General features: G+C 57.7%; 23 protein-coding genes and 1 pseudogene. 14 read left to right on the top strand and 10 right to left on the bottom strand.

The features are described from left to right. The first annotated feature begins 12 nt into the window (after nt 1-12). From ACPPVP_RS19070 to ACPPVP_RS19060, 3 genes are read left to right on the top strand one after another with little or no spacing between them, the layout of a single operon-like run. A complete protein-coding gene (locus tag ACPPVP_RS19070) occupies nt 13-678 on the top strand; it encodes a response regulator (protein WP_426536983.1) in 666 nt (221 codons plus the stop codon). Next, on the top strand, nt 675-2,093 hold the full coding sequence (locus tag ACPPVP_RS19065) for an ATP-binding protein (RefSeq protein ID WP_426536981.1): 1,419 nt from the start codon (nt 675-677) through the stop codon (nt 2,091-2,093). The genes ACPPVP_RS19070 and ACPPVP_RS19065 overlap by 4 nt, the downstream gene beginning before the upstream one ends. A 4-nt stretch (nt 2,094-2,097) precedes the next feature. After that, a complete protein-coding gene (locus ACPPVP_RS19060) occupies nt 2,098-2,565 on the top strand; it encodes a GNAT family N-acetyltransferase (protein WP_426536979.1) in 468 nt (155 codons plus the stop codon). 143 nt (nt 2,566-2,708) lie between these two features. Here ACPPVP_RS19060 and ACPPVP_RS19055 read toward each other — a convergent pair whose 3' ends face one another. Together ACPPVP_RS19055 and ACPPVP_RS19050 are read right to left on the bottom strand one after the other, a co-directional pair. Further along, nucleotides 2,709-3,413, bottom strand: coding sequence for a DUF1223 domain-containing protein (locus ACPPVP_RS19055; protein WP_426536977.1), 705 nt, complete (start codon nt 3,411-3,413; stop codon nt 2,709-2,711). A gap of 144 nt (nt 3,414-3,557) precedes the next feature. Next, nucleotides 3,558-3,983, bottom strand: a complete 426-nt coding sequence (locus tag ACPPVP_RS19050; RefSeq protein ID WP_426536975.1) for a GNAT family N-acetyltransferase — start codon at nt 3,981-3,983, stop codon at nt 3,558-3,560. A 302-nt stretch (nt 3,984-4,285) separates the two neighbouring features. Between ACPPVP_RS19050 and ACPPVP_RS19045 the strand changes: the two are divergent. Next, nucleotides 4,286-4,492: pseudogene (locus tag ACPPVP_RS19045) on the top strand (DUF5939 domain-containing protein); the annotation flags it as partial. A gap of 255 nt (nt 4,493-4,747) precedes the next feature. On the opposite strand, the gene ACPPVP_RS19040 reads toward ACPPVP_RS19045, so the two are convergent. Then, complete coding sequence (locus ACPPVP_RS19040; protein ID WP_426536973.1) at nt 4,748-5,182, bottom strand: hypothetical protein; 435 nt, start codon at nt 5,180-5,182, stop codon at nt 4,748-4,750. 245 nt (nt 5,183-5,427) lie between these two features. On the opposite strand from ACPPVP_RS19040, the gene ACPPVP_RS19035 reads away from it, so the two are divergent. Then, nucleotides 5,428-7,200 carry an adenylate/guanylate cyclase domain-containing protein gene (locus ACPPVP_RS19035; RefSeq protein ID WP_426536971.1) on the top strand — a complete coding sequence of 591 codons (1,773 nt, stop codon included), beginning with the start codon at nt 5,428-5,430 and terminating at the stop codon, nt 7,198-7,200. A gap of 184 nt (nt 7,201-7,384) precedes the next feature. On the opposite strand, the gene ACPPVP_RS19030 is transcribed toward ACPPVP_RS19035, so the two are convergent. Continuing rightward, nucleotides 7,385-7,672 (bottom strand): hypothetical protein, encoded by a 288-nt coding sequence (locus ACPPVP_RS19030; RefSeq protein WP_426536969.1) that lies wholly within the window; start codon nt 7,670-7,672, stop codon nt 7,385-7,387. Between the two features lie 268 nt (nt 7,673-7,940). Between ACPPVP_RS19030 and ACPPVP_RS19025 the strand changes: the two genes are divergently transcribed. Next, nucleotides 7,941-9,380, top strand: coding sequence for an IS1182 family transposase (locus tag ACPPVP_RS19025; RefSeq protein ID WP_426536968.1), 1,440 nt, complete (start codon nt 7,941-7,943; stop codon nt 9,378-9,380). Nucleotides 9,381-10,492: 1,112 nt separating this feature from the next. Here ACPPVP_RS19025 and rocD read toward each other — a convergent pair. Continuing rightward, nucleotides 10,493-11,707 (bottom strand): ornithine--oxo-acid transaminase, encoded by a 1,215-nt coding sequence (gene rocD, locus ACPPVP_RS19020; protein WP_426536966.1) that lies wholly within the window; start codon nt 11,705-11,707, stop codon nt 10,493-10,495. 439 nt (nt 11,708-12,146) lie between these two features. On the opposite strand from rocD, the gene ACPPVP_RS19015 reads away from it, so the two are divergent. Next, nucleotides 12,147-12,410, top strand: coding sequence for a hypothetical protein (locus ACPPVP_RS19015; protein ID WP_426536964.1), 264 nt, complete (start codon nt 12,147-12,149; stop codon nt 12,408-12,410). Between the two features lie 338 nt (nt 12,411-12,748). Here the strand turns inward: ACPPVP_RS19015 and ACPPVP_RS19010 are convergent, their stop codons facing one another. After that, nucleotides 12,749-12,931, bottom strand: coding sequence for a hypothetical protein (locus ACPPVP_RS19010; RefSeq protein WP_426536962.1), 183 nt, complete (start codon nt 12,929-12,931; stop codon nt 12,749-12,751). A gap of 668 nt (nt 12,932-13,599) precedes the next feature. On the opposite strand from ACPPVP_RS19010, the gene ACPPVP_RS19005 reads away from it, so the two are divergent. From ACPPVP_RS19005 to ACPPVP_RS18980, 6 genes are all read left to right on the top strand, one after another. Continuing rightward, the gene (locus tag ACPPVP_RS19005; protein ID WP_426536960.1) at nt 13,600-14,337 is read left to right on the top strand and encodes a metallophosphoesterase; all 738 of its coding nucleotides are present in this window, start codon (nt 13,600-13,602) and stop codon (nt 14,335-14,337) included. A gap of 1,591 nt (nt 14,338-15,928) precedes the next feature. Further along, entirely contained in the window at nt 15,929-16,924 is a 996-nt protein-coding gene (dctP, locus tag ACPPVP_RS19000) for a TRAP transporter substrate-binding protein DctP (RefSeq protein WP_426536958.1), read from the top strand. 70 nt (nt 16,925-16,994) lie between these two features. After that, nucleotides 16,995-17,570 carry a TRAP transporter small permease gene (locus tag ACPPVP_RS18995; protein ID WP_426536956.1) on the top strand — a complete coding sequence of 192 codons (576 nt, stop codon included), beginning with the start codon at nt 16,995-16,997 and terminating at the stop codon, nt 17,568-17,570. Continuing rightward, nucleotides 17,567-18,892 (top strand): TRAP transporter large permease, encoded by a 1,326-nt coding sequence (locus ACPPVP_RS18990; protein ID WP_426536954.1) that lies wholly within the window; start codon nt 17,567-17,569, stop codon nt 18,890-18,892. Before ACPPVP_RS18995 ends, ACPPVP_RS18990 begins: the two co-directional genes overlap by 4 nt. Further along, the gene (locus ACPPVP_RS18985) at nt 18,889-19,113 is read left to right on the top strand and encodes a hypothetical protein (protein ID WP_426536952.1); all 225 of its coding nucleotides are present in this window, start codon (nt 18,889-18,891) and stop codon (nt 19,111-19,113) included. Before ACPPVP_RS18990 ends, ACPPVP_RS18985 begins: the two co-directional genes overlap by 4 nt. Before the next feature lie 207 nt (nt 19,114-19,320). Further along, entirely contained in the window at nt 19,321-19,638 is a 318-nt protein-coding gene (locus ACPPVP_RS18980; protein ID WP_426536950.1) for a hypothetical protein, read from the top strand. Nucleotides 19,639-19,658: 20 nt separating this feature from the next. Here the strand turns inward: ACPPVP_RS18980 and ACPPVP_RS18975 are convergent, their stop codons facing one another. The 4 genes from ACPPVP_RS18975 to ACPPVP_RS18960 all read right to left on the bottom strand — a co-directional run bounded on the left by ACPPVP_RS18975 (nt 19,659) and on the right by ACPPVP_RS18960 (nt 23,198). Beyond that, complete coding sequence (locus ACPPVP_RS18975) at nt 19,659-20,969, bottom strand: CmpA/NrtA family ABC transporter substrate-binding protein (RefSeq protein WP_426536948.1); 1,311 nt, start codon at nt 20,967-20,969, stop codon at nt 19,659-19,661. Between the two features lie 227 nt (nt 20,970-21,196). Then, nucleotides 21,197-21,670 carry a MarR family winged helix-turn-helix transcriptional regulator gene (locus tag ACPPVP_RS18970; RefSeq protein WP_426536946.1) on the bottom strand — a complete coding sequence of 158 codons (474 nt, stop codon included), beginning with the start codon at nt 21,668-21,670 and terminating at the stop codon, nt 21,197-21,199. A gap of 30 nt (nt 21,671-21,700) precedes the next feature. Continuing rightward, nucleotides 21,701-22,201, bottom strand: a complete 501-nt coding sequence (locus ACPPVP_RS18965; RefSeq protein ID WP_426536944.1) for a PDZ domain-containing protein — start codon at nt 22,199-22,201, stop codon at nt 21,701-21,703. A gap of 160 nt (nt 22,202-22,361) precedes the next feature. Continuing rightward, nucleotides 22,362-23,198 (bottom strand): formate/nitrite transporter family protein, encoded by an 837-nt coding sequence (locus tag ACPPVP_RS18960; protein WP_426537939.1) that lies wholly within the window; start codon nt 23,196-23,198, stop codon nt 22,362-22,364. Nucleotides 23,199-23,511: 313 nt separating this feature from the next. Here ACPPVP_RS18960 and ACPPVP_RS18955 point away from each other — a divergent pair, with 313 nt between their 5' ends. Further along, nucleotides 23,512-24,921, top strand: coding sequence for a hypothetical protein (locus tag ACPPVP_RS18955; protein WP_426537937.1), 1,410 nt, complete (start codon nt 23,512-23,514; stop codon nt 24,919-24,921). The last annotated feature ends 24 nt before the right edge of the window (nt 24,922-24,945 follow it).

The following is a 24,945-nucleotide window of genomic DNA, read 5'->3' as shown; positions in this document are numbered from 1 at the left end:
GGAGCGGCTTCCATGCGAATTTTGGTTGTTGAGGATGACCCAATGCTGTCCGACGGGCTCAAGGTCGGGCTCGGATTGTACGGCGCAACCCTCGATATCGTCGCCAGTTGCGCCGACGGTCACGCCGCGCTTGCGGCCGACGCGTTCGACGCGTTGGTGCTTGATTTGATGCTACCGGACGGATCGGGCCTCGATCTGTTAACCGCGCTGCGGTCCCGCGGCGACCGGACACCGGTACTGTTGTTGACCGCGCTCGACGAGGTCGCTGACCGCATCAGAGGCCTAGATGCCGGCGCGGACGATTATCTCGGCAAGCCGTTCGATCTCGAGGAACTCGCCGCCCGCGTGCGCGCCATCAGCCGGAGGAATAGCGGCCGTGCGACACCGCAAGCCACTTACAACGGCGTGACGCTCAATCCCGCGCGGCTGACGGTGGCCGTCAACGGAGAGTGCATCGGCCTGTCGCGGCGCGAATTCGCGGTCCTTGCGGCGCTGATGGACAGGCCAGGCATGGTGCTATCAAAGAGTGATCTGGAGGCAAAACTCTACGGCTGGCAAGAGGAGGTCGAAAGCAACACCGTCGAAGTGCACGTGCACAAGCTGCGCAGCAAAATCGGGCGAGCCAAGATCGAAACCCTGCGCGGGATCGGCTACCGCATGAGGCCCATCGCATCATGAATTCACTGAAAGGCAGACTGTTCCTGATCCTCGTTACCGCCACCAGCCTGATCTGGCTCGTCGCCACCTGCTGGATCTATGTCGGCGCCACGCGCGAAATCGAAAGCGTGCTCGACGCGCGGCTTCAGGAAGCTGCGCGCATGGTGCTGTCGCTCGCCTCGGGCAACGGCGTTGGCCCGGCGCAGACGGAAGGAGATTCAGAACAGGCGCCCGAAATAATGAGTTATGAACGGCAATTGTCCTGCCAGATATGGTCGCTCGACGGCCGCCTGGTGGCCCGCTCGAGCGGTGCGCCGGACGAAAGCCTGGGCGATAAGCGTGCCGGCTTTTCGCAGCGACTGATCAAGGGAGAAACCTGGCGCGTCTATACGGCGGAAGATGCCGCCAAGGGCGTCCAGGTGTCGGTGGGTGATCGCCTCGGACTGCGGGCCCATCTGGCGGAACAGATCATCAAGGGCTTGCTTGCCCCCCTGCTCCTTGCCATTCCGTTGCTTGGTCTGCTGATCTGGGCAAGCCTCAGCCGCGGCCTTCGTCCTTTACAGGCTCTGACGCGGGAGCTTTCACGCCGCAATGCCGACGACATGAGCCAGGTCGAGACCGGAACAATCCCGGCTGAAATCCGGCCCATGGTGGCCTCGCTCAACCATCTCTTCCGCAAGGTCCGCGACGCCATGCGGCATGAGCGGGAGCTCACGGCGTTTGCGGCGCACGAGCTTCGCACGCCGCTGGCGGGCCTGCGCACCCAAGCCCAGATCGCCATGGTGGCGAACGACAGCGGTGTTCGCGAGGCCGCTCTGCGCCAGATCGTGGTTGCCGTCGATCGCACCACCCGGATGGTCCGCCAATTGCTGGCGATGGCAAAGCTCGATTCCATCCACGAGGCCAAACAAACCAGCATCAACATCGGCGACCTGATTGAGGAAGTCATCGACGCGTTGCCGGCCTCGGACCGCAAGGCCGAAGTCGAACTGGATCCCGCGCTGAAAAGCACGATGGTCACCGCGAACAGGGAACTGGTTCTGGTCGCCGTCCGCAATTTGCATGAGAACGCCGTCCGCCACATGCTTGAGCCAGGCATCATTCGATGGTCGGTGAAGAAAGGCTCCGACACTTTGGCTGTCTATATCGATGACGACGGTCCCGGTATCCCGGACGATGAGATCTCGCTGGTAACGAACCGCTTCTTCCGCGGCCGCAACAAGAGCCCGCTCGGAAGTGGATTAGGACTGTCGATCGTCGATCTCGCGCTTCGCGCCAGCGGCGCACGGCTGGTCCTGCAAAACCGGAGGGACGCGCGGGGCCTGCGTGCGCAAATCGTTTGGGGGATCGCACAAGACGGTGAAATTCAACCGTCGTTGACGGATGCGAATCGTTCCGACTTCCAACGGTTCGGCCCGCATCTCTCGGCAGCGTAACCCCATGCACATTGACCACTACGACGACGATCGCAACCCGCTGCTGCCTCTTTTTGCACTGGCCGACGATTCCCAGACCCAGATCGCCGCTTACATCACGCGCGGCGAGCTGCTGGTCGCCCACGATGCTGACCTACTCGTCGGCCATTTGCAGATTCTCGAGACCGAGGATGCCAGTGTATTCGAGCTCAAGAGCATGGCAGTTACGGAGAAACGTCAGCGCGAGGGTATCGGACAGCACCTGGTCAGAGCCGCCATCGCTTACTGCCGCGCACGCAACGGCCATCGGTTGATCGTCTCGACCGCAGCTGCCGATATCGCCAACTTGCGTTTCTATCAACGGCAGGGCTTCCGAATGTACAAAATTGTGCGTGATGCGTTCGGGCCGTCAACGGGCTATCCGGAAGGAACGCTCGTCGATGGGATTCCGTTACGCGACCGGGTGCTTTTTGATCTCGACCTGACGCTCTAATTGAATGACATTCTGATCGAGGGGGATCCGATCAAGAGTATCCTTGAGCGTATTGCCAATAACCGCATTCGACAGCCGTATTGTCGACACGCACAGATTGACTTACTCGCGAACATCCGGCCGGTCTCTTCTTTGCCGTTCCGTCAGGAAGAACCGGCCGCGATGGCCCTGGAGGCTCCGACGATACGCCCGTCCGGCGCTTCGAGGATGACCGCGACGAGTTCGCCTTCCGGAAGCTGTTCGTCGAGATGGATGGGCGCTCCGCTCCACTCTGCAACCGATCGGAACGACCGAACGATATTCGCTTCGGCCATCGTACGGCCCCGGTTTTCGCCGCGGCCAATTGGCGTTACGTGTTCGCGGTCAAAGCCCACAAGGAGCACACGCGCGGTACCCTGACCAACCCCTACGTCGATTGCGGCCTTCCCATCCTTCGTCACCACGTGCACATCGGCGATGGTCGTCCCATTCGCCCTTGCCTTCACGATGGCGCGATCGACATCGTCTCGATAGGACCCCACCATGCCCGTCGAGCCATCCACGACGATCTCCGGCGTATACGACCCGTCGCCAAAACGGCGGCCGTACCGCTCCTGTCGATCCGTCGCAATTTTCAGGGAGAATGGATCCTTCCAGCCGAGATAGTCCCAATAGGTAACGTGAAAGGCCAGCGCCAGGACGTCTGAGGGCCGCTTCGACAGCTCATTCAGATATGCGTTGGCGGGCGGACAGGACGAGCATCCTTGCGATGTGAAGAGCTCAACGACGACGGGACGCTCCGCCGCCGCTGCAATTCCAGGAAAGTGTGCGGCGAGCGCACCAAGAAAGAGTAACTGGCACAATCGCATTTCGGACCTCCCATATCGTTCTCAGGCAGGTTCGCTCTGCGTCAGACCTCGTTACTGACGCGCCTCTACACGTTTAGTTGATATTTAGCTACCTCCTCCTTGGGCCGTAATTGGCCAGTCAACGTTGCTCTAAGACTTTTCTTATCATGCGATTAATGTCTTGCAGAGAACGACATTGGAGTGTCCCTCAGGCCACTCCGCAAACTCAGCCATACGCTCGAACCCAGCCTTTTCATACATTTCTGGCGCTTGGAAGTCATAGCTTGCCACCCAAATCCGCCGAACGCCTCGACCAGCAGCCTCAGCGACGAAGGCATTTAATAGTTCCCGCGCGTAGCCGCGTCCTCGATACGCTTCGTCGATCCACATCTGTTTGAGTTCAGAGGTGCCTGCCCAAGAGTACCCAGCGGCGACGCCGATAATGCGTCCTGCCTCATCGCGGATCACAAAGCCCAACCCTCGCCCGTCACTGCAACTTATTGCACGACGGTTGTGGTTGTAGAGACGTTCTTCAATTGCATCGATTTCAATCGATGAAAGATCGTGCTGGGGCTGTATAAGGGCGGCCATCGTGAGCACTCGGTTGATTGAGAGTTGTCTTATCATAACCAAATGTTTGGCGGATGCCGATCTCACGCCGGCGGCCGCGCGGCCAATTGAAGATTTGTCACCGCACATCCTGCCCTGGATTCCATGGACGATATCTTGGCAAGGTGCGCGCGATGGTTGGAGTTGGCGCCCAGATATGGCGGCCAACCTGGGAAATTGCAGCTTAGGAAGGAAGTAGGCGCCATATCTTAATGTCAGTTGCCCATTTGAAGAGTGGCCGCCATCCTCCCGGCCATGCCGCGGTAAGATGACGGGGGCGCACAATGATCAACATTCAGGAACGGCTCCTCGAAGGCAAAATGACCGAGATCGAGCAGGCCCGATCTTGGAGCCCTCGCGTGATCTCCAAATTCAAAGCGCTCATTAGGAGCGGCGACGATCTATCCCTATACCGTGTCAATCCTCTGGCGTTCGCGCGCGACCGCGTCATGGCTGAGGCGGAAAGCATAGACCTGTTTCTGCATGCGACCCTGGCTGTGTAAAAACTCAAAAATCGAAACGCGACGAAGAATGATATTTTTCAATTCGATCTCTAAGTTGAATCCGCTTGCGCGTTGAGCGACTAAAACGGTCTTGGACGAACAAGTTCTCCTATTGCGATTGAGCGTCTTCGCATTTTCACACAGCCAAGACCCTTAGCGGACAAGCGGTATGAGGTCTGGACCAATCGTGAGAGGTTGCGAGACCAAACCCAAATGCGGTTTCATACCCCTTGGTTCGTTAGTTCATTGATGTTTTAGCTCTGGGAGCTCTACCGGATACCAATCGGATGCAGTCGTTTTGCAAACCATACGGACCTTCGCTTCTTTCCGGTACATATCGCGTGGCGCAAAAACTAGGAAGCTTATTACAGATTGGCTGTCACCCGCGCCGAATTCCTTTCGCACCGAACTTTTGTACGATCTATTGATCAGCAGCAATTCCTCCTGGCATTCTTGCAGAGGCGCTGCCCCTCTCTTTTCAGTTACTGCTTCGACGAAAGCAACAAATTTGGAGGAATCGTGGCTAGGATTATGGAAAACTACAGCATCCTTAATGCGCACCTGTCGCTGGGTGATAGTGGATGATGATGTGTCTGGAAAGTTTAGCCGGCGCAGGGCAAGACTCGCTGCACCGAAAACGGCAACGACAACGAAAACAACAATGACACCTTTTCTCACGAGATGATCCGGCAGTACTCAAGGCTACCCCACACCACTATATAGGCGATGACCGGTCTATCGAAGTCCGTTTGTGGCACTTTTCGGACCTGACAGGCCGGACTGACGATGTCCGTTCTTGAAGTTAAAGCCGACTTCCCGCTTGCGCGTCCGAACTTCTCAGTTTGACCCATTTCGGACAAGAGCATAGCCGGACATCGGCCCACAATTGTGCTATTCAGCTTCCCGAGGCCCGGGGGTGCATCTTGAGCAGCGAGCACGTCGAGCGGCGACTGGCGGCTATTCTGGCGGCGGATGTCGCGGGCTCTTGCCGCTTGATAGGGATCGACGAAGAAGGCACGCTGGCGCAACTGAAAGCTCTTAGAAAGACGCTTTTTGATCCCAAAATCACTGATCATCGCGGACGTATCGTCAAGAATACTGGGGACGGCGCTCTCGTTGAGTTCGCCAGCGTGGTCGACGCCGTGCGATGTGCCGACGAAATCCAACGCAGCGTGGCAGAACAAAATACCGATGTGCCGCAGGGCAAACGGATCGAATTTCGCATCGGCATCCACGTCGGAGATATTATTATCGAAGACAACGACATCTTTGGTGACGGGGTCAATATTGCGGTGCGTCTCGAAGGGATCGCAGAACCGGGTGGTGTCAGTATTTCCGACGACGTTCACCGGCAGGTTCGGGGCAAGGTCGACCTCGCCTTCCAAGATATGGGCGCACAAGCTCTCAGGAATATCGCCGAACCCATGCGTGTCTGGCGTATTGGGATAAACTGTCTCTCCACTCCAAAGGTGTCGACCTATTCGTTTCCCAACAGGGCCGAACCGCTTGCCCTTCCTGATAAGCCTTCCGTCGCGGTGTTGCCGTTCCAAAACATGAGCGGTGATCCCGATCAGGATTACTTCGCTGACGGCATGGTGGACGAAATCACCACAGCGTTGTCGCGGTTCAAATCTCTATTCGTGATCGCGCGCAGTTCGAGTTTTACTTACAAGGGCAAAGCCGTCGATATCAAGCAAGTCGGGCGCGAACTCGGCGTCCGCTACGTGCTTCAAGGCAGTGTGCGCAGGGCAGCCGAAAAAGTTCGCATTACGGGCCAATTGATTGATGCCCTGAGCGGCGCGCACCTTTGGGCTGATCGATTTGAAGGTGACCTAAGCGATGTCTTTGCGCTGCAGGACGAGGTGACGGTGAATGTTGTCTCTGCCATTCAGCCAAAATTGCTGCAAACCGAAAAGGATTTGGCGGCGCGTCGGCCGAACGACCTCAGCGCCTACGACCTTTGTCTTCGAGCACAACACCTCCAGTCATGGACCCGGGACGGATCGGCCGAGAGCCTTCGGCTTGCCTCTCGCGCATTGGAGATCGACCCCCGGAGCAGCTTTGCTGCAACCCTTGCAGGGGAATGCCACCTCCGGAGTGTACGTCGGGGATGGGCGGCCGATCCGAAGTCGGACATTGCAGAAGGATTGCGGCTTCTCCGTTTGGCACTCAGTATCGACGGGAACGCCACTTTGGCATTGAGTCTGCTTGGCAACGCAACCGCCTCCTTCTCTGACGATTACGATACAGCAAGGGAGATGGTGGACCGTGCGGTCGCCTTAAACCCCAATTCATCCCGCATATGGGAACAGCGAGGCATGATTTACCTCATGGCGGGGCAGCCCGAAGAGGCAATCCGGAGCTTTGAGCGCGGCATTCGATTAAGCCCATTTGATCCGTTGCTCTTTTCAACTTTTGCCGGAATGGGCGTTGCATTCATCGGTCTTGGTCGTTTCGATGAGGCAATCTCGGCAGCCAAGAAGGCCGTCCGCCAGAACCCGCTTTATCCCTTCGCTTATCGCTGCCTTGCGTCGGCCCTGGCTCATCTGGGACGCGAAGCAGAGGTAAAGGAGGCCGTGGCCGGTTTGTTCGAACTCGACCCTGATTTTCGCATTTCTGTACGGGTGACGCGCGGCGGCGGATCGCGGCTTCAATTGTATATCGAGGGCCTCCGCAAAGCGGGACTTCCAGAGTGACGCGCCGTCTCGTCCTGCGGCACCAGCGATTTGATCGAGTAGGCCGCGACCGCGATTTCTGCTTTTGGCCCTTTTGAGACATGCCGACCGGCCGTGACGGTGTCCGCTTCCGGGGGAAGACCGGAAGTCATCGGTGGAGGGGCAAACCGGCGCGATTGACCCAAAGCGGGCCTGCGCCAGTCCTTTAGCGAACCAAAAACCCGATCAAGCGCTTGAAAAATGTTCCAATCAGCCAACCCAGCCCTAAGCCACCCAGACCGAAAAAGAAGATGTATATGCCCATCAAATCTCGAAGGTTTTGAGTACCAAGAACCGCAGCAATGAATGCAGAGTTGAGTACGATTGCCACGAATGCATCTACTGGGACGGACGGGCGAACACAAACACGGATGAGCAATGTTAAAATCATAGCCAGGAAATTTAAGGGGCCACTCAGGAAAGCTGCAGTGTCCAAAATTGCGGCGCTGTTCATGATTATTGTCGGCCTCAGTCGATGCCCAAGGAAAGCTATAGTTTGGTAGCAAACAATTACTTGCTAAACGATTGCGGGAGACCAGCAAATGTCAGCTTGTGGCCCTTTCCGGACGTGACGAGAACGATGGGTGATGTCCGTTCTCGCGGGCAGAACGGAAGTGGCACAGACCGGCTGCGACTTCGCCTTTTGACCCTGGCTGTGTGAAAACGCTGCGCTTGATGTGATTCGCGCGATATGATTCCCGCACGATTTGCGGGGGGCTCGGATGAAGCGCTTCATTGAGGGTGCGGATCGTGGGCAGAGCACGCTGTTTCCTGAATGCGTGGAAGACTGGATCGGCGAGGACAATCCAGTTCGCGTCATCGACGTCCTCGTCGACGACCTCGATCTGTCCGAGCTTGGGTTCGGCGGGGTCGATCCCGAGGCAACCGGCCGGCCGTCGTACCATCCCTCGATTCTCCTCAAGCTGTACGTCTATGGCTATCTGAACCAGGTACAGTCGAGCCGGCGGCTCGAACGAGAAGCCGGACGCAACGTCGAGGTCATGTGGCTGCTGGGTCGGCTCGCTCCAGATCACAAGACCATCGCGGACTTTCGCAAAGACAATGGCCTGGCGCTGCGCAAGGTGTGTGCGCGCTTCGTCGAACTCTGCCGTCAGATGGGTCTTCTCACGACGGCGAGCGTCGCCATCGATGGCAGCAAGTTCAAAGCCGTGAACAACCGGGACAGGAACTTCACCCGGGCGAAGGTCGAGCGGCGGCGCGCTCAGCTGGAGGAGAGCGTCGCGCGCTATCTGAGCCAACTTGACACGGCCGACCGACAGGAGCCGACCGAGGCGCTGGCCGCGAAGGTGACGAGGCTCACCGAGAAGCTGACAAAGCTGAAGGAGGAAATGGGCAAGCTTGCTGTCTACGAGAAGCAGATGCTTGCTTCGCCCGATCAGCAAATCTCCCTGACCGATCCTGACAGTCGTTCGATGGCAACGAGCGGCCGCGGCTCCGGCGTCGTCGGCTACAACGTGCAGGTCGCCGTCGATACCGAGCATCATCTGATTGTGGCGCACGAGGTGACGAACAGCGGCTCAGATCGGGCACAACTTGCCAATATGGCCAAGCAGGCCAAGGCTGTTCTCGAGACCGAGACGCTCGAGGCCGTTGCCGATCGCGGCTACTTCAGCAGCCTGGAAATCCTCGCGTGTCACGAGGCCGGCATCACGGTAACTCTGCCCAAGCCGCAGACGTCGGGTGCCAAATCGGAGGGGCGCTTCGGTAAGCAGGACTTTGCTTATCTGCCGGAGGAGGACGCCTATCGCTGTCCAGCTGGGGAGCGGCTGCCATATCGCTTTACGAGCGAGGAGGACGGCAAGATGCTGCGGCGCTACTGGACCACCGCCTGCTCAAATTGCTCGCTCAAATCGCAATGCACGACAGGGCCAGAGCGGCGCATTACCCGATGGGAGCATGAACATCTGCTCGACGCTGTGCAGCAGCGCCTCGATACAAACCCGCAAGCCATGCGCCAGCGCCGGGAGACGGTCGAGCATCCGTTCGGCACGATCAAGGCCCGCATGGGTGCGACGCACTTCCTGACCAAAACGCTTCCGAAAGTCGCCGCCGAGATGGCACTCTCGGTCCTCGCCTATAATCTGACACGGGTCATGAACATCATCGGGACCAAGCCGCTGATGGCGGCGATCGCGGCCTGAGACCGAACCGGTCCTCGCTTCTGACCGACTCCCCCGAAGGGTGTTTTTACACGGCCAAGACCCAGACCGGACTCACAGCCAATGGGGCCCGTTTCGTGATCCTTTCCCATAGCTCAGTGGGTAATGGCTATTTCGACCCCTAGTGGCCTAGTTTGATTTTGGGAGTGGCCTAATTCGCAGAGCGGAACACAAGGCAGCATCTTAGTCTAATGGCCAATGACCATTGGTCGCGCCGGAGCATTGAGCCTTTTCTGTTATTGAAGATCGAGGACCTCAAGAACTGGCTGAATTGCAGATGATCAAGGTTGTCGGAGCGGTCTTAATCGTGGCGGCAGTCGCAGTTCTGCGGGCTTTGCGGCCCAAGGACGGGAGGGTGCATCCGCTGGCAACGGCACCAGTGCTCGAAGATGTCATTCCGTTCGGAATAGTAGCCGGCCTGTCTGTCGGCCTGATCTTAATCGTAGCCACTGGTTGGTCGCGCTGACTCTTGGGCTGCGCGGACCTTTCGGGGGTGTGCTGGCGCTTCAATCGGAGCAAGTCATGAACCTTTGGGCCGGAATTGCATTGCTCGCCGTTGGTCTAATATTGATCCTGGTGGGTCGTCCTAGGGCGGACGGAACGCACCGGAAGTTTCTAAGATTTCAGGCGGCGCTGGTCCTATATCCGCCGGTCATTCTGGTATTCATAGCGCTTGGCTTGGCGTCGATTATTTCTGCTCTGCCGACAAAGTAACATGATGAAGCATGCTCGCGGGCTCGGCTGGCCGATGCTGATTCTGTTGGCGTACTTCCTTCTAGGTCTCTATGGAGGCTTGCGTTGAGGCCACATTAGTCGGTGGCCTCTATCATATCAGCCCAAGCCCGCGATGTCTCTTGTTGGCCCTTTTGAGACATGCCGACGCACGGTAACGATGTCTGTTTATAGGGGTAGAGCGGAAGTCGTCGGTACGCGACCAAACCGACGCGAAATGACCTGGAGCAGACTTTACCGCAATCGAAATAAGCTTCGGCGTTCAACGCTACTACCGACCATTTTGCCGACGTGAGTATCGCATCTGCGATGATCGTATTGGGACTAACAGAACGACGGGAGTCGGCGGCGCCAACTGGTAGTCACGAGAAATCCTGCCTCAAAGTGGCGGCGATCTGTTCCAGCGCCCAGTCGACCTGATCGCTGGAGATAACAAGCGGCGGGGCGATGCGAATCGTGTTACCATGTGTGTCCTTGGCGAGGATGCCTTGGGCCTGCAGGGCCTGACAATAGCGACGTGCACCGCCTGCTTCCGGGTGTAGCTCGACGGCCAGCATCAGCCCGCGTCCGCGCACTTCCCGGATCGTGTTGCTGCGGATGCTGCTCAGGCCATCGAGAAAGCGGGCGCCCTGGGCGGCTGCGTTCTCGATCATCCCTTCCTCGACCAGCACGCGCAGCGCGGCCCGAGCCACCGCACAGGCCAGCGGATTGCCGCCGAAAGTCGACCCGTGCTGGCCAGGTTTCAGAGTGCCGAGCACCGCGTTGTTCGAAAGCACGGCTGACACTGGGTAAAAGCCGCCGGACAACGCCTTGCCGAGCAGCGTGACATCCGCCTCGATGCCCTCGTGCTGTTCCGCGAGCAGCTTGCCGGTGCGGCCGAGCCCGGTCTGAATCTCGTCCAGAATCAGCATCACGTCGTGCGCAGTGCAGAGTTGGCGCACTGCTGTAAAATAACCTGACGGTGGGATGACGACGCCCGCTTCTCCCTGGATCGGTTCGACCAAAAAGGCGACCGTGTTGGGTGTGATTGCCTTCTTCAACGCCGCGGCATCGCCGAAGGCGATGATCTTGAAGCCCGCCGCGAACGGTCCGAAATGGTCACGAGCCGCCGGGTCGGTGCTGAAGCCGATGATGCCGAGGGTGCGGCCGTGAAAATTATCGGCGCAGACGATGATTTCGGCCTGCCCGTCCGGCACTCCCTTCACCTCATAGCCCCATTTGCGCACCGACTTGATCGCACTCTCCACCGCTTCGGCGCCGCTGTTCATCGGCAGCACCTTGTGGGAGCCGGTCAGCGCCGCGATCTCTTCGTAGAAGAGGGCCAGTTGGTCGTTGTGAAAGGCGCGCGACGTCAGTGTCAGCCGACCCGCCTGCTCCACCATCGCGGCCAAGATCTTCGGATGGCAGTGACCCTGATTCAGCGCGGAATAGGCGGAGAGGCAATCGAGGTAGCGATGGCCCTGCGTATCCCAAACAAAGACGCCCTCGCCGCGCGACAGAACGACGCCGAGCGGTTCGTAGTTCCGGGCGCCAAAGCGCGCTTCCCTCGCGATGAAATCAGTGACCGATGGATCCATGTTTCGTCACTCCAGTTGGAGCTAGCTGGAAGGCAGTGGGTTATCGCCATTTTCCAGCCTGCGAATGCCCGATGATTATCATCAAGTTACCACAGGCATTTTGCTTGCGGACACATTGGGTGACGCTAAACGGCACTGCCACTCCCTATCGGGCTGGACAGAAACACACCTCATCGGTTCCGATGATGCGCAATCCCGCCGAATGTGCCAGCATGGCCGCGCGACGCGCCGACCTCGTACGAGGCCGGACATCCAGCAGTGAGGTAGCCAACACTATCGACCCTGAGCGGACGCTCGGTCTCAGGGCTTGGCGCTAGGCAGACCCTCCGTTGATCTAGGTCAACGTCAGCGATCCTTTTGCGCTCACGCTATGTTCAGCCGCACCTGTGGCGGCTCCCGTCACCTTTCAGTTCCGCAAACACGAAGAGGGAGGTCCGCCATGCATCCGAGGAAGCGTCTTTCGATCAAGTCAGCGACAGTTGCCGGGATTGCGGCTAGCGTCCTGTTGGGGCTTGCAGGTCTCACTCTCAATCCAGCGCCAGCCAAGGCGGTCGTGTACTGCCAGTACGTCAGCTATCCTGCCGGTTGCGTGGCGAGGGCCGGCGTCGTGCTCAGGCCTCGTCCGGTGGCGCGCGCTGCGGTCCGTCATAACGCCGGTGGCAATTTAAATGGCGGCATCGATCGCGTTGGGGTGCGGCAGTAAAGGCTTGTTTCGAGGGTCACGAGCGAGAACGAAGCCGTAACCGGTTCGTACCGGTGGCGGCTTTTTTATCGTCCCGGCGCGGACAGGCGACCGATAGCGGGCGGCATCACGTCATCACCCCTGTGGACAACAGGTTTCAGCGTTACAAAGCGAACCGACGCTGGTCCGCACCTGATCCTTGATCCTCCCACTTTCATCACGCGACCATACTTTCGATCGCCCGGCACAGTGCCGGGCTTTTCGCTGCGACCGTGTCAGCGTCATCGCGACGAACACGATAGGGGTGCAGTCCAATAGTGTCCGGCCATTTCGCTACTCGCACGAACGAGGTTACTTCCCTAACAGCTCTGAAACGATAGTACCGTGCCAAAGGCAAGGAAAATTAAAACGACCGGCGGGAAGAGACCAAGCGCGGCCTCAAATTGCAGAAAACGCGGGTGGACGCCGCTTCGATCGGGACGGCCTTTCCAGATCAGAAGACGGCCGATCAGTAGCGCCGCTATTCCGGTCACCATGTTCATGGAAGTTCCTCTATCAGAACCCCAGTGCAGTCATAAAGCTTCGGTAGGACAAGCTGGCCAATGGTCGCAAATGGCGGCAGGTCCGCGCAGACGACGGCCACGAGCGCGCATTGAGCGCGTCAGCGTGACGGGGATAGGCGACGAGGACGGGCGACGGAAGGCGGCAGCGTCGAAGCCGCAGGACGGCCCTACAGCGGGCCGGGAGGGTCGGGCTACGGGAACACCAGCTTTTGCAACAATATCGTCGGTAAAGCGGACATCGGCAAAGTTTGCCGGCTAACCGACCACTTCCAACAAGCCTGCCTCAATCCAAGCCGTGGCCTGAAATGGCGCGCCGGCCGGGGCCGACTACAATGGACCTATCATGTTATTCCTGCTTTTGTTTGGAACGCCCTCCAACTAGAGAGACGAGAATTTGGATCCTACTTCGAACGTTGCGACCGGAACACCTCTGCAAGATCTGATCGAGCAAATTGGCTCAGAACACGTTGAGCGGCGACTGAAAATCGAAGTCGAGCATGAGGCCCAGCTGTTTGGACAGGGACTGATCTTCTTTAATCTTGAAAACTGGTGCAGCGCCGTGGATTGTCAGAACTGCGCTGAAGCTGACTGGACTTTATGGCCGTGCGCGTCGAAACGCTGACCACGTCGTTGTCAAAAAACATAGCGTGGCTTTCGCCAATCTTCCCCGGGCATTTGACAATTTCACTATCCTTCACATCAGCGATCTGCATGCCGACATAAGTGTAGGCGCGATGCGGCATCTGGTTAGCGTGGTCGGCGGCCTTCACTACGACATTTGCGTCTTAACCGGCGACTATCGCGGCAAGACATATGGTCCATTCGAGAAAAGTCTAGAAATCATCGATGAACTGCAGGCCCAATTGAAGGGGCCAGTTTATGGGGTGCTTGGTAACCACGACAGCATCCGTATGGTACCTTCAATGGAAGCCATGGGACTCTGCATGCTGTTCAACGAGTGCGAACCGATTGTTCGTGATGGGCAACGCATTTTTCTGGCGGGCGTTGACGATCCGCATTTCTATCGGGCAGACTACATTGAGAAGGCCGCGTCGAAAATTCCTTCAGATGCCTTTTCGATGTTGTTGGCGCACACGCCGGAAGTTTACGATCGAGCGATGAGCGCCAAATTCGATCTCATGTTATGCGGACACACCCACGGAGGTCAGCTTTGCCTACCCGGTGGAATTCCGATCAAGCTGGAGGCAGCAGTACCTAGATTCATGGGCGCCGGATCATGGCGACATGGCGCCATGGTCGGATATACCTCGGTGGGCGCTGGCACGAGCCTTCTGCCCGTGCGCTTAAACTGCCCGCCAGAGATAACTCTGCATACCTTGCGCGATGGGCAGCAGCTCTGGCTCACGAGCAAGTCCGCGGCATAAAATCAGGCGTAACGAGTCTCACGGTGCCTTCGATTGGTACCGTGAAGGCTGGCCGCGGTATTAGTCTGGGGCGCACACATAGTTTACCATAAGGCGTAGCCCGCACCGATCGACTAGGTGGTGAGCGAAGGCGCCATCGAAGTGCTGTAACAAGCGAGCCATCGGGGTTGGGTTTTTCAAAAATGGCGAGCGATGTGGCGATATCAGCTTACGGAGGCGCAAAGCGGACATCCTGATTGCGCGCGCCCGGGTCCGAAAATGGCACATTTGAGACATCCCGACGCACGTAACGATGTCTGTTTGTAGGTAGACCGGAAGTCATCGGTACGCGGCCAGCCGACGCGAATGACCCCACAACGGACTCTGGCCACCAGCGCGAGAAGCTACGCGTATGGGCGCTCTGCAGTCCGGAGCAGTCTAGGGAGCGCCTATACAGAGAGTGCCGTGCAGCGTTTTCATGTAGTGTCCGATTTTACCGGCGGAGATAAGAACGTGCGATATGCTTTGGTCATCGCGATGTTGCTTAGGTCGACGCTTCTTGCTCAGGCGGAGCCTATCGATCGTGACAAGTGGATCGCGCAGACTGGAAGGGCGAGCAAATCCTGCCTTGCTAAATTTCGGCAGAAATTCGGGGAAGACAAGGGCCACAATTACTCAGGCTGTGTGACAGATCAAACTAACAAAGCGATCGATAACTGCGTTGGCAGTACTGAGTTTTCTAACTGTGTTTTAGAAAACTCATTGAGGGTATTGGAAGTCTGCGACCTATCGAGCTGCTGAAAGTACACGTCTCAGGTTGCCTTACCTAATACCGTGAAGGCGCCTCTCGCAACCAACGGTGAGTCGCCTGAACCTCTTCGGTGTACCGCTCGTGCTTGTATATGGCGAGAACTACCACGGGCTGCGCGAGCCCTATCCCAACAGGCCTTTGGCAACAGCCCGCATCATTGCGCGGGCGCGCACCTGTCGCGGCGAACCGTTGGCGTCATCCTGCTGCCCATGCGTTCGAGCGCTTCCCCAACATGACCTTGCCTGATCCCGCGAGCGTGCGCTGGCACGGTCTGCAAGTTCGTTCAGTAGTCTTGCAAATTGCGGAGCTCCCGCGCCGGATGCAAAGACACCAGAGTGCCCTGTTGTGCAATTTTTCGGTTGGGTCGAGCTTTGTTGACCCTTATGGTCCTCCCTCAAGGGAAAGACACCTCCAAGAAGCCTTCCCGTCTCTTGGACGTAATCTTGTGCGGCGCTTGCATGCCATCTTTTTTGCGGTGAATCAGCATGCTTGCACACTCGTGGGAGCCGTTGCCACTATTTCCTGACCTTCAATCTCGATCTTATGGTGCGGTGCGAGGTGATCGGCAATTAAGGCAAGTTGCGCGGCACGCTCTTCGCAAGGAAGGCACGCTGATCTCAAGACCTTTAGAGAAGCGCTGTTTGATCCCACGGTCAGGCCGTCATACGATCATCGGTCGACGCTGCCCATGCCCCGTAACGGTTGCATGCGGTTATAGGAGCGTGGGGCCCAAAACGGTGCGAGCGATCTCGTTATTTTTCGGTCGACCAAACGCAGCGGTATTGGAGGAGGAAACATAAGATGAGGAATGTATCTATAGTATTGTTCGCCGCGGCGGCGGCCATCCTGCTGTCGGCGCCGGCTCAAGCGCAAGTGACGCTAAAAGCCTCTCACCAGTTTCCGGGCGGCAAAGGTGATCCGCGTGACGAGATGGTGCAGATCATCGCCAAGGAAGCCAAGGCCGCCAATATCGGCCTCGAGATCCAAGTCTATCCGGGCGCCTCGCTATTCAAGCCGAACGACCAGTGGAACGCCATGGTCAACGGCCAACTCGACATCTCGTCATTCCCGCTTGATTACGCCAGCGGCAAGGTGCGTGACTTCGGTGCCACTCTGATGCCGGGCCTCGTCCGCAGCCATGACCGCGCCGCGCGAATGGCGAACTCGCCGTTCATGAAGGACATCAAGGCCAAGATCGAGAAGGCCGGCGTCATCGTGCTCGCCGATGCCTGGCTCGCCGGCGCTGTGGCCTCCAAGAAAGGCTGCATCCGCAAGCCGGAAGACATCAAGGGCGTGAAGATCCGTTCCGCGGGCCCCACGTTCGCGGCGATGTGGCAGGCCGCAGGCGCTTCGATCGTTTCGATTCCGTCGAACGAAGTCTATAATGCGCTGCAGACGGGCGTCGCGGAGGCTACCGATACCTCGACCGGCAGTTTCGTCTCGTTCCGCATCTACGAGCAGGTCAAGTGCATCACGGCTCCGGGCGAAAATGCGCTGTGGTTCATGTACGAGCCTGTGCTGATGTCGAAGAAGGCATTCGGCAAGCTCAACAAGCAGCAACAGGACGTGCTGCTCAAGGCCGGCAAGAAGTCGGAAGAATATTTCGCGAAGGAGAGCAAGGGTCTCGACGAAAAGATGGTCAAGACCTTCCAGGATAACAAGATCGAAGTCATTACCCTGTCGGCGGCTGAGTACCAGGCTTGGCTCGACGTGGCACAAAAAAGCTCTTACGCCGAGTTCGCCAAGGAAGTGCCCGACGGCAAGAAGCTGATCGACGAGGCGTTGGCGGTCAAGTAGCGCTCCTTCGATAAAGATCGGCCGGCAGTTCGCCGGCCAATCTCGTTGCGCTCACAGGAGCGGGGAACGGATGAACATTCTCAATCGATTTGTAACGCTGATATCGCAGGCCTGCGGGATTTTCGCGGCGGCATTGACGGCGGTCGCGGTAATCATTGTCTGTCAGATGGTGTTCATCCGCTATGTTCTCAACCAGAACACGATCTGGCAGACCGATTTCGTCACCTACAGCCTGATTGCGGCCACCTTCATCGGTGCGCCCTACGTGCTGCTGACCAAGGGCCATGTGAACGTGGATGTATTGCCGATCTATGTCGGCGAACGTGCGCGCTACTGGCTCGCCATTTGCGCCATCACGGTCTCGCTGAGCTTTTGCCTGTTAATGACCGTGCTCACCTTTCAATTCTGGCATGAGGCCTACGAGGGCCGCTGGGTGTCTGACACCATGTGGCGAGCGCGGCTGTGGGTTCCCTACGGTGCCATGCCGGTTGGCTTGGGGATTCTCACGCTGCAGTATGTCGTCGATCTGCTCAATCTGCTCACCGGCCGCGAGCCGCCGTTCGGCATCGAGCTCAAGGAGCGCTCGGTCGACGCAAGCTTGCCTGAGAGCGGGACTGATGTGAACATTCCGGGAGTCGGCATATGAGCCCGGCTGCCCAAGGCGTTCTCGTGCTCGTCACCACGGTGCTGGTGCTACTGACCGGCGCGCCGGTCGCTTTCGGGCTCGGCGCCGTCGGCGTTGCGTTCCTGGTGCTGTTCCAGGGCACCGATTCGTTGCGGGTTGCGGCGGAGACGCTCTATTCGGGCTTGAATGATTTCACGCTCGTCTCCATTCCGATGTTCATCATGATGGGGGCGGCGATCGGCTCGTCGCCGGCCGGCAAGGATCTCTATATCGCGCTCGATCGCTGGCTTTACCGGGTACCCGGCGGGCTGGTGATTTCCAATATCGGAGCTTGCGCGCTGTTCGCGGCGCTGACCGGCTCCTCGCCGGCGACCTGCGCCGCCATTGGCAAGATGGGCATACCGGAGATGCGCGCGCGTGGTTACCCGGACGAAGTGGCAACCGGGTCGATCTGCGCCGGTGGCACGCTCGGCATCCTGATCCCCCCGTCGATCACCTTCATCCTCTACGGCATCGCGACCGAGACCTCCATCGGTCGTCTGTTCTTGGCTGGGGTGCTGCCGGGCTTGTTGCTGACTGGCCTCTTCATGCTGTGGACGCTGGTCTACATCTGGTACAAAGGCTTCCGTGCCTACGAGGCGGGATTCCGGTTCACCTGGCGCGAGAAGTTTGAATCGATTCCGAAAGTTGCGCCCTTTCTGTTCATCGTGATCGGGGTGATGTACGTGCTGTACGGCGGCATTGCGACGCCGTCGGAAGCGGCCGGCGTCGGCGCCGCGCTGTGCGTCATCCTGGCAATCGTAGTCTACCGGATGTGGAGCCCGATGGCCTGGTGGCAGATACTGCGCTCGACTACGCGCGAGTCAGTGATGATCCTGATGATTATCGCGACCGCCGTGTTATTCGGCTATATGCTGACCTCGCTCTACATCACCCAGACGCTGGCGCAGGCCATTGCCGACGCGCACCTCAATCGCTGGGTGCTGATGGGACTCATCAACGTCTTCCTGCTGGTATGCGGCTGCTTCATTCCGCCCGCCGGCATCATCCTGATGACCGCACCGATCCTGCTGCCGATAATTACGGCCGCCGGTTTCGACCCGGTCTGGTTCGGCGTCATAGTGACCATCAATATGGAAATCGGGCTTATAACCCCGCCGGTCGGGCTGAACCTGTTCGTGGTCAACGCCATAGCGCCGGACGTGCCCACCAAGACGGTGCTGTGGGGGTCCGTGCCCTACGTCATGATGATGATCGTCGGTATCATCATTATGTCTATCTTCCCAAGTATCGCCACATGGCTGCCTGATCACCTTATGGGTGTTGCTGTAGGGCCTAAATGAACACTTCGTTCTTCGGCGAGTTGCTGCAGACCATCGCCGAACGCGGTCGCGCACTGCTCGACCGCGGCCGTGATCGGCGCGAAATGTGCGGAGTTATTGGTGCCGAAGGGCAATACCGAGTTAGCCTTTCCCATAACCGCCCACTTGCTAAGCGCGAGAGTATAGAGCTCGACTTCAATCATTTGCCTCCGGCCGGTTCGTCGATCTCGTTCGCCTGTTGAGCGGTTTTGGCACGTTTGTGCGTGTAAGAAATTGTGACTTCCCATGGGCGCGGCGAAGCAATGGCACCATCGTCGCTGCAACCAACCGGTGGAGCACTCCATGCCAAAGCGAAACGCCTTTAGCAGATCACTAGTTACTCTCGAACAAGACTCCACATTGATTGCGGCGATCGAGATTGGCCAGTCGAGCTGGCTGGTTGCCGGATCGTGCCGGGAATCGAACGCCAGCCTCTGAAGAAGCTCACGGCCGACCAGGATGGACTGTTGCAGCTTCTGCATCGTTGGTGGAAGGAAGCCGAGCAGGCTGAACACACGATCAAGCGGATCGCGGTCGCCTATGAGGTCGGCCGCGATGGCTTCTGGCTGGCGCGGGTATCGACAGGGGCAACGGCGAGGCGTCGCAATTGCGCCAGGCGCCAGCTCAATTCAAATCCCATCTCAAGCATCGCCGCGCACAACGGAACAACGCTGAGCTGGAACGATCAACTTCAGCTCACCCGCAAGTACGATGAACGTCCGTGCTAATACGGTACAACAGGGGCATATCAGGCATCAATCCGTTTGATCGACAGAGACTTCAAATAGAGATGTGGATTCTCCGGATCGAAAATCTTGCCGTCGAAGAAGGTTTCCTTGCCGCGCGATGTTGACGCGGGCATGTCGGAAGCGGGCACATTCAATTCCCTTGCAGCCTCCCTCCACAAATCCTCGCGGTTGACTTTTGCGATAAGCGCCTTCGTGTCCGTGTTTTGAGGGATCTTCCCCCAGCGGATATTTTCCGTGAGAAACCATAAATCATGACTCTGGAACGGGTATGAAGCATAGTCTCGCCAAAACTTCATCAACAGCGGACTGTTCTTTTCGACGCGTCCGTTTCCATAATTAAAATTGCCCTTGATGCGCTCGTCGATATCCGCAACAGGTACGTTCATCCACTGGCGCTTGGCGCTGATAGCCGCCAGTTCATCCTTGTTCTCATTTTTGTCACACCATTGCAGCGCTTCCAGGACTGCCATCAGGAGGGCTTTGGCTGCCCGAGGATTCTTTTCGACCCACTCCGCGCGCATACCGAGGACCTTTTCGGGATGATCCTTCCAAATTTCGCCGGTCGTCAGCGCTGAGTAGCCGGCTTGCTGATGGATCAATTGCTCATTCCATGGCTCGCCTACACAAAGGCAATCCATGGTACCCACCTTCATGTTGGCGACCATTTGCGGCGGCGGCACCACAATGGTCTCGATGTCTTTGTCGGGGTCGATGCCGGCGGCCGCCATCCAATATCGGATCCAGAGGTCGTGCGTTCCTCCAGGGAACGTCATTGCCGCCTTGACTGATTTTCCGGCTGCTTTTTTCTTGTTCAGGGCAGCCTTTAGTGGCCCGGCGTCGAGCCCGATTTTCAGGTCGGCATATTCATTCGCCACCGAGATGCCTTGGCAGTTCAGATCAAGCCTGGCGAGAATTTGAACGGGTGTGGGTACGTTGTTCTGGGTCACCAGTCCAGCGGTCATCAAATACGGCATCGGCGTCAGAATATGAGCGCCGTCGATACCGTTGCCCTGTGATCCGAGAACGAGATTATCCCGCGTCGTACCCCACGAGGCCTGCTTTTCGACGGCAACGTCGGGCATGCCATACTTTGCGAAGAACCCCTTTTCCTTGGCGACAAAAAGCGGCGCAGCATCGGTCAAGGCAATGAAGCCCAATTTGGCCGCCTTTGTTTCGGGTCCAACACCTTCTGCGAAAGCTCCTGCGGGAAAGCCCGATTTCACGGCCGCGAACAGAGCAGCGGCGGCCCCGGTCCGCAGGGCCCGGCGCCGCGTAATCCTCTGGTCAGCAATTCCCCTTGATCTCGTCATAGCTAAGAGTGCTCCTTTGAATGGCGATCCTAATTCTCGTTTTGGCGATCGGGTTTTCGAATGAGAGTCAGGCGCCGCGCAAACGATGAGCGCGACGAGGTCTCGACCCAGAATTTAAAGGTGACGGCGGCGATGGCGTCGCGGACAGCCATTCAAGATTCAGGCCAACACGTCGGCCAACGAGACATTGGCTGCCATACTTGGCGCGATCGCAGATACGGCGATGCTTAGGAAAACGACTTGAGTATTCTTGGCAGGGAAAGCTTGCGGGAGCGGAGCTCTGCCCAATTGAGCTCCGCGACGTTGGACAACTGCTGCTCGCCTTTGCGCGTGAGCATCACTTGAATCCGTCTACCGTCGCTGCTATCCCGGAAGCGCTTCAGAAGCCCGCTCTTGGCCATCCGATCTATCAGACCTACCGCAGTGTGGTGCTTAACCAGCAGGAAATCTGCAAGTTCACCCACCGACATATAGTGATGAGGCCCGGACAACCCCTTTATCGTAAGCAGCGCTTGGTACTGTTGTGACGTTAAGTTGTTCTTTCGGGCATTGATTTTACTGAACGCAAGGAACCGCCGGAGTTGAAATCGAAATTCGGCTAGAGCCTCGTAATTAACTGCACTTCCGCTCTTTCGACCCACTCTCCTTTTGTGCGAGCCAGGAGAATTTTTGGGTTTTCTGTCTTGCTTCGATCGAAGCATATGGCTCGCCAAACCTTGAAATCACTAAGCCTAGCTTGACTTCAGAGTCATCAAAGTCAAGAGCCTGGCGCGATCGACCGTCTTGAACGATATCGTGCCTAGCTGCTCATCCACGACACCACATCCCGCCGGCAAACGCCGAGATGACAAAGACTCCTTAGGCCAAGTCCCCAGGCTGACAGTGATCGCCAAGGGCTTTAGGCTTCGAAGTATTTGGAACCTAATGAAGTCACCAGGCTGCTTCCGCGACACTCGGCATATGAAATCATCGAGCCCGTGGATTGGACCTCCATCGAGTTCGAAAATCACATCCCTCGCAAGAATGCCTGCCCTGGCCGCCGAAGTGTCATTCCTGACTTCGGCGACGAACACTCCGCGATCTGGAAGGCCGAGAGCTTGGCCTTCAGCTTCGGTCAAATCTGATACGACAACTCCCACTCGGGCAACTGCTTGGGCACGCAATGACGTTTGCCACGACAGCGCAACAATGGTTACGAACAACAACAGCACCACTTGCCTGGTTCGCTTCATGCGACCTGATCCGCTGTGCATTGCTTCGCCGATTCACGTGACCGGCATCCACCAGTTAATCTTTGTATCCGCAACCCACCGGAACCGCGCCAGGAGCGATTCGAGCATTATCCATATTCCTGGAGAACAATGCTGCACCGCGAGGCCTCCCGATACATCATCAGGCAACCGCACGTCGCGTTACCATCTCCACTTCGCGCTTCGGCGCGGTCCTGACGTGCGTGGCGTACAGGGTAAGCCCTGTGAACGCGAGGCCACCGACCAGGTTGCCAAGAACCGTCGGAATCTCGTTCCAGATAAAATAGTCCATGATTGAAAACTTCGCGTGGAGCATCAAACCCGATGGAAACAGGAACATGTTCACCACGGAATGCTCGAACACCATATAGAAGAACACCAGGATCGGCATCCACATCGCAATGACCTTGCCTGGGACAGAAGTCGAGATCATGGCGCCGACGACCCCGGTCGAGACCATCCAGTTGCACAGCATGCCCCGGAAAAACAATGTTGCCATGCCGGCCGCCCCGTGTGCCGCGTAGCCCAACGTTCGGGCCTCACCGACGTTTCCGATCGCCGTGCCGACCTTGTCGGGATCCTGCGTGAAGCCGAATGTCGTCACAAACGCCATCATGAAGGCCACCGTCAGCGCGCCGGCGAAATTGCCCACAAAGACAAGTCCCCAATTTCTTAATACGCCGGCCAATGTTACCCCAGGCCGCCTGTCGATCAACGCGAGCGGCGCAAGGACGAATACGCCCGTCAGCAGATCAAATCCAAGCAGATACAGCATGGAAAATCCGACGGGAAAAAGGAGCGCTCCAACCAGCGGCTGGCCCGTGTTCACGTTGATCGTGACGGCAAACCAGGCCGCCAACGCGAGAATGGCACCCGCCATGTAAGCGCGGATTACCGTATCACGCGTAGACATGAAGATTTTGGATTCGCCCGCATCCACCATCTTGGTGACGAATTCTGAAGGCACGAGATATGCCATTCTTCCTCCTGTTGGTTTCCCAGCCGATCTACGGCCGCGCAAGACTTCTCATCGGCTCTGGGGTGAATACGGATGCAACCGATATGCCAACGTAGGCACGGACAACCCGCTTCAGAACAAGCCAATTTCAGCCATTTCTTCCGAACTTGAGCGCGCAACGCCTACTATCTGAGCAGTTCTGCATAGATGTATCGCACTGCGATGTATCTTCTATCGTACTACGATGTATTTTTTCCTATCTACGCTACTCCCCAACGAAGGGACTTTTGGGTGATTAAGCGCGGGCATGCAGGCCACATCCTTGATTCCACAGATGTTTCGGGGCATGGTCTGGCAAACGGGACGGGGGAACGTCATAAACACGCAAGTCTTACGGGGGCGCATCACCGACTCAAGGTCGGTTTGGATCGCCGCCATCGCTATCCCTTTGATGCTGCTCGCGCCCGCCCTTTGGAACGGCTATCCGCTGCTCCAGTGGGATACCGGCGGCTATTTGGCACGGTGGTATGAAGGCTATCTCGTGCCCAGCCGGTCCACGGCGTTCGGCATCTACCTACATTTCGGCGAGGATTCAAGTTTCTGGATCAATCTCGGAATTCAAGCGCTGGCAACGCTCTGGATCCTGCAACTGACGCTTGGCGCGATGGGTTTAGCGCAACCGCTGCGGCTTTTGGTGATAAGCCTAGTCCTGATCATAACCACCGCGCTGCCATGGCTTGCCAGTATGCTTTTGACCGACATTTTCACGGGCCTGTCCGTGCTGTCGCTCTTCATCCTGGTCGTGCAAGGCAATAGGACTTCGACAATTGAAAAGTGTCTCCTGTTCACTCTTACGGCCTTTGCGGCAGCTACGCACAGCGCCACACTGGGAGTGTTGTTTGGACTGTGCTGTGTCGGATGGATCGCGCGTCCATTTCTGCGCGGACGTATTACTGCCCTGGGACTAACGCAAGGCAGTCTTACCATCACCGCCGGTGCGGCGATGTTGCTATTGGCAAATTTCGCGTTGTCGGGACAGGTAGCGTGGACACCTGGCGGTTATGGCGTTGCGTTTGGGCGAATGCTGCAAGACGGCATCGTCGCGCATTATCTGCGCGAACATTGTCCGCGGCAGAAGCTGAACCTCTGTCCTTATCTCGATCAGTTACCGGCGACAGCGGACCAGTTTCTGTGGGGCAATAGCATGTTCAACACACTCGGCCGCTTCAAGGGTCTGAACGACGAGATGAGCTTCATCGTGCTGCATTCGCTCATCGAATACCCGGCAAAGCAGGCTGACGCTGCACTGGCCGCTACCGCGCAACAACTAGTCCATGTCGGTACCGGCGAAGGCATCAATGAGTGGATTGGCCACACCTACGGGATCATCGAACGCTACATCCCGACACAGGTCGGACCGATGCGCGCCGCAAACCAGCAGCGCTGGCGGCTCGACTTCACGGCGGTAAACTACGTACACATTCCGGTAGCACTGGCATCGATGCTGCTGGTCGTGTTGCTGTTCGGACGGGGTCTTTGGCGGCGCCCGCTCGATGATCTCACTCTGCTCGCAGGGGCCATCACCTTCGCCTTGCTCGGCAACGCTTTCATCTGCGGCGTCATCTCCGGCCCGCATGACCGCTACGGAGCCCGCTTGGCGTGGGTCGCGACTTTCGTCGTACTAATTTTTGCCGCAAGGCAGTTTGTCGCACCAGACGATACAGATGATTTGCTTATGCCGTGACAAGAACTCAACCCTGATGCCGTT

This window comes from Bradyrhizobium sp. McL0615 (assembly GCF_049993905.1).
In the GTDB taxonomy this organism is placed as follows: domain Bacteria; phylum Pseudomonadota; class Alphaproteobacteria; order Rhizobiales; family Xanthobacteraceae; genus Bradyrhizobium.
Note: the sequence above shows the minus strand (reverse complement) of the source record. Positions and strands in the feature narration are given on the sequence as shown.

Bases quoted from the DNA above. Each gene is read 5' to 3' on its own strand.
- ACPPVP_RS19070 (WP_426536983.1), top strand. From the start codon at position 13: ATGCGAATTTTGGTTGTTGAGGATGACCCAATGCTGTCCGACGGGCTC.
- ACPPVP_RS19065 (WP_426536981.1), top strand. From the start codon at position 675: ATGAATTCACTGAAAGGCAGACTGTTCCTGATCCTCGTTACCGCCACC.
- ACPPVP_RS19060 (WP_426536979.1), top strand. From the start codon at position 2,098: ATGCACATTGACCACTACGACGACGATCGCAACCCGCTGCTGCCTCTT.
- ACPPVP_RS19055 (WP_426536977.1), bottom strand. From the start codon at position 3,413: ATGCGATTGTGCCAGTTACTCTTTCTTGGTGCGCTCGCCGCACACTTT.
- ACPPVP_RS19050 (WP_426536975.1), bottom strand. From the start codon at position 3,983: ATGGCCGCCCTTATACAGCCCCAGCACGATCTTTCATCGATTGAAATC.
- ACPPVP_RS19030 (WP_426536969.1), bottom strand. From the start codon at position 7,672: ATGAACAGCGCCGCAATTTTGGACACTGCAGCTTTCCTGAGTGGCCCC.
- ACPPVP_RS19025 (WP_426536968.1), top strand. From the start codon at position 7,941: ATGAAGCGCTTCATTGAGGGTGCGGATCGTGGGCAGAGCACGCTGTTT.
- rocD (WP_426536966.1), bottom strand. From the start codon at position 11,707: ATGGATCCATCGGTCACTGATTTCATCGCGAGGGAAGCGCGCTTTGGC.
- ACPPVP_RS19015 (WP_426536964.1), top strand. From the start codon at position 12,147: ATGCATCCGAGGAAGCGTCTTTCGATCAAGTCAGCGACAGTTGCCGGG.
- ACPPVP_RS19010 (WP_426536962.1), bottom strand. From the start codon at position 12,931: ATGAACATGGTGACCGGAATAGCGGCGCTACTGATCGGCCGTCTTCTG.
- dctP (WP_426536958.1), top strand. From the start codon at position 15,929: ATGAGGAATGTATCTATAGTATTGTTCGCCGCGGCGGCGGCCATCCTG.
- ACPPVP_RS18995 (WP_426536956.1), top strand. From the start codon at position 16,995: ATGAACATTCTCAATCGATTTGTAACGCTGATATCGCAGGCCTGCGGG.
- ACPPVP_RS18990 (WP_426536954.1), top strand. From the start codon at position 17,567: ATGAGCCCGGCTGCCCAAGGCGTTCTCGTGCTCGTCACCACGGTGCTG.
- ACPPVP_RS18985 (WP_426536952.1), top strand. From the start codon at position 18,889: ATGAACACTTCGTTCTTCGGCGAGTTGCTGCAGACCATCGCCGAACGC.
- ACPPVP_RS18975 (WP_426536948.1), bottom strand. From the start codon at position 20,969: ATGACGAGATCAAGGGGAATTGCTGACCAGAGGATTACGCGGCGCCGG.
- ACPPVP_RS18970 (WP_426536946.1), bottom strand. From the start codon at position 21,670: ATGCTTCGATCGAAGCAAGACAGAAAACCCAAAAATTCTCCTGGCTCG.
- ACPPVP_RS18965 (WP_426536944.1), bottom strand. From the start codon at position 22,201: ATGAAGCGAACCAGGCAAGTGGTGCTGTTGTTGTTCGTAACCATTGTT.
- ACPPVP_RS18960 (WP_426537939.1), bottom strand. From the start codon at position 23,198: ATGGCATATCTCGTGCCTTCAGAATTCGTCACCAAGATGGTGGATGCG.
- ACPPVP_RS18955 (WP_426537937.1), top strand. From the start codon at position 23,512: ATGTTTCGGGGCATGGTCTGGCAAACGGGACGGGGGAACGTCATAAAC.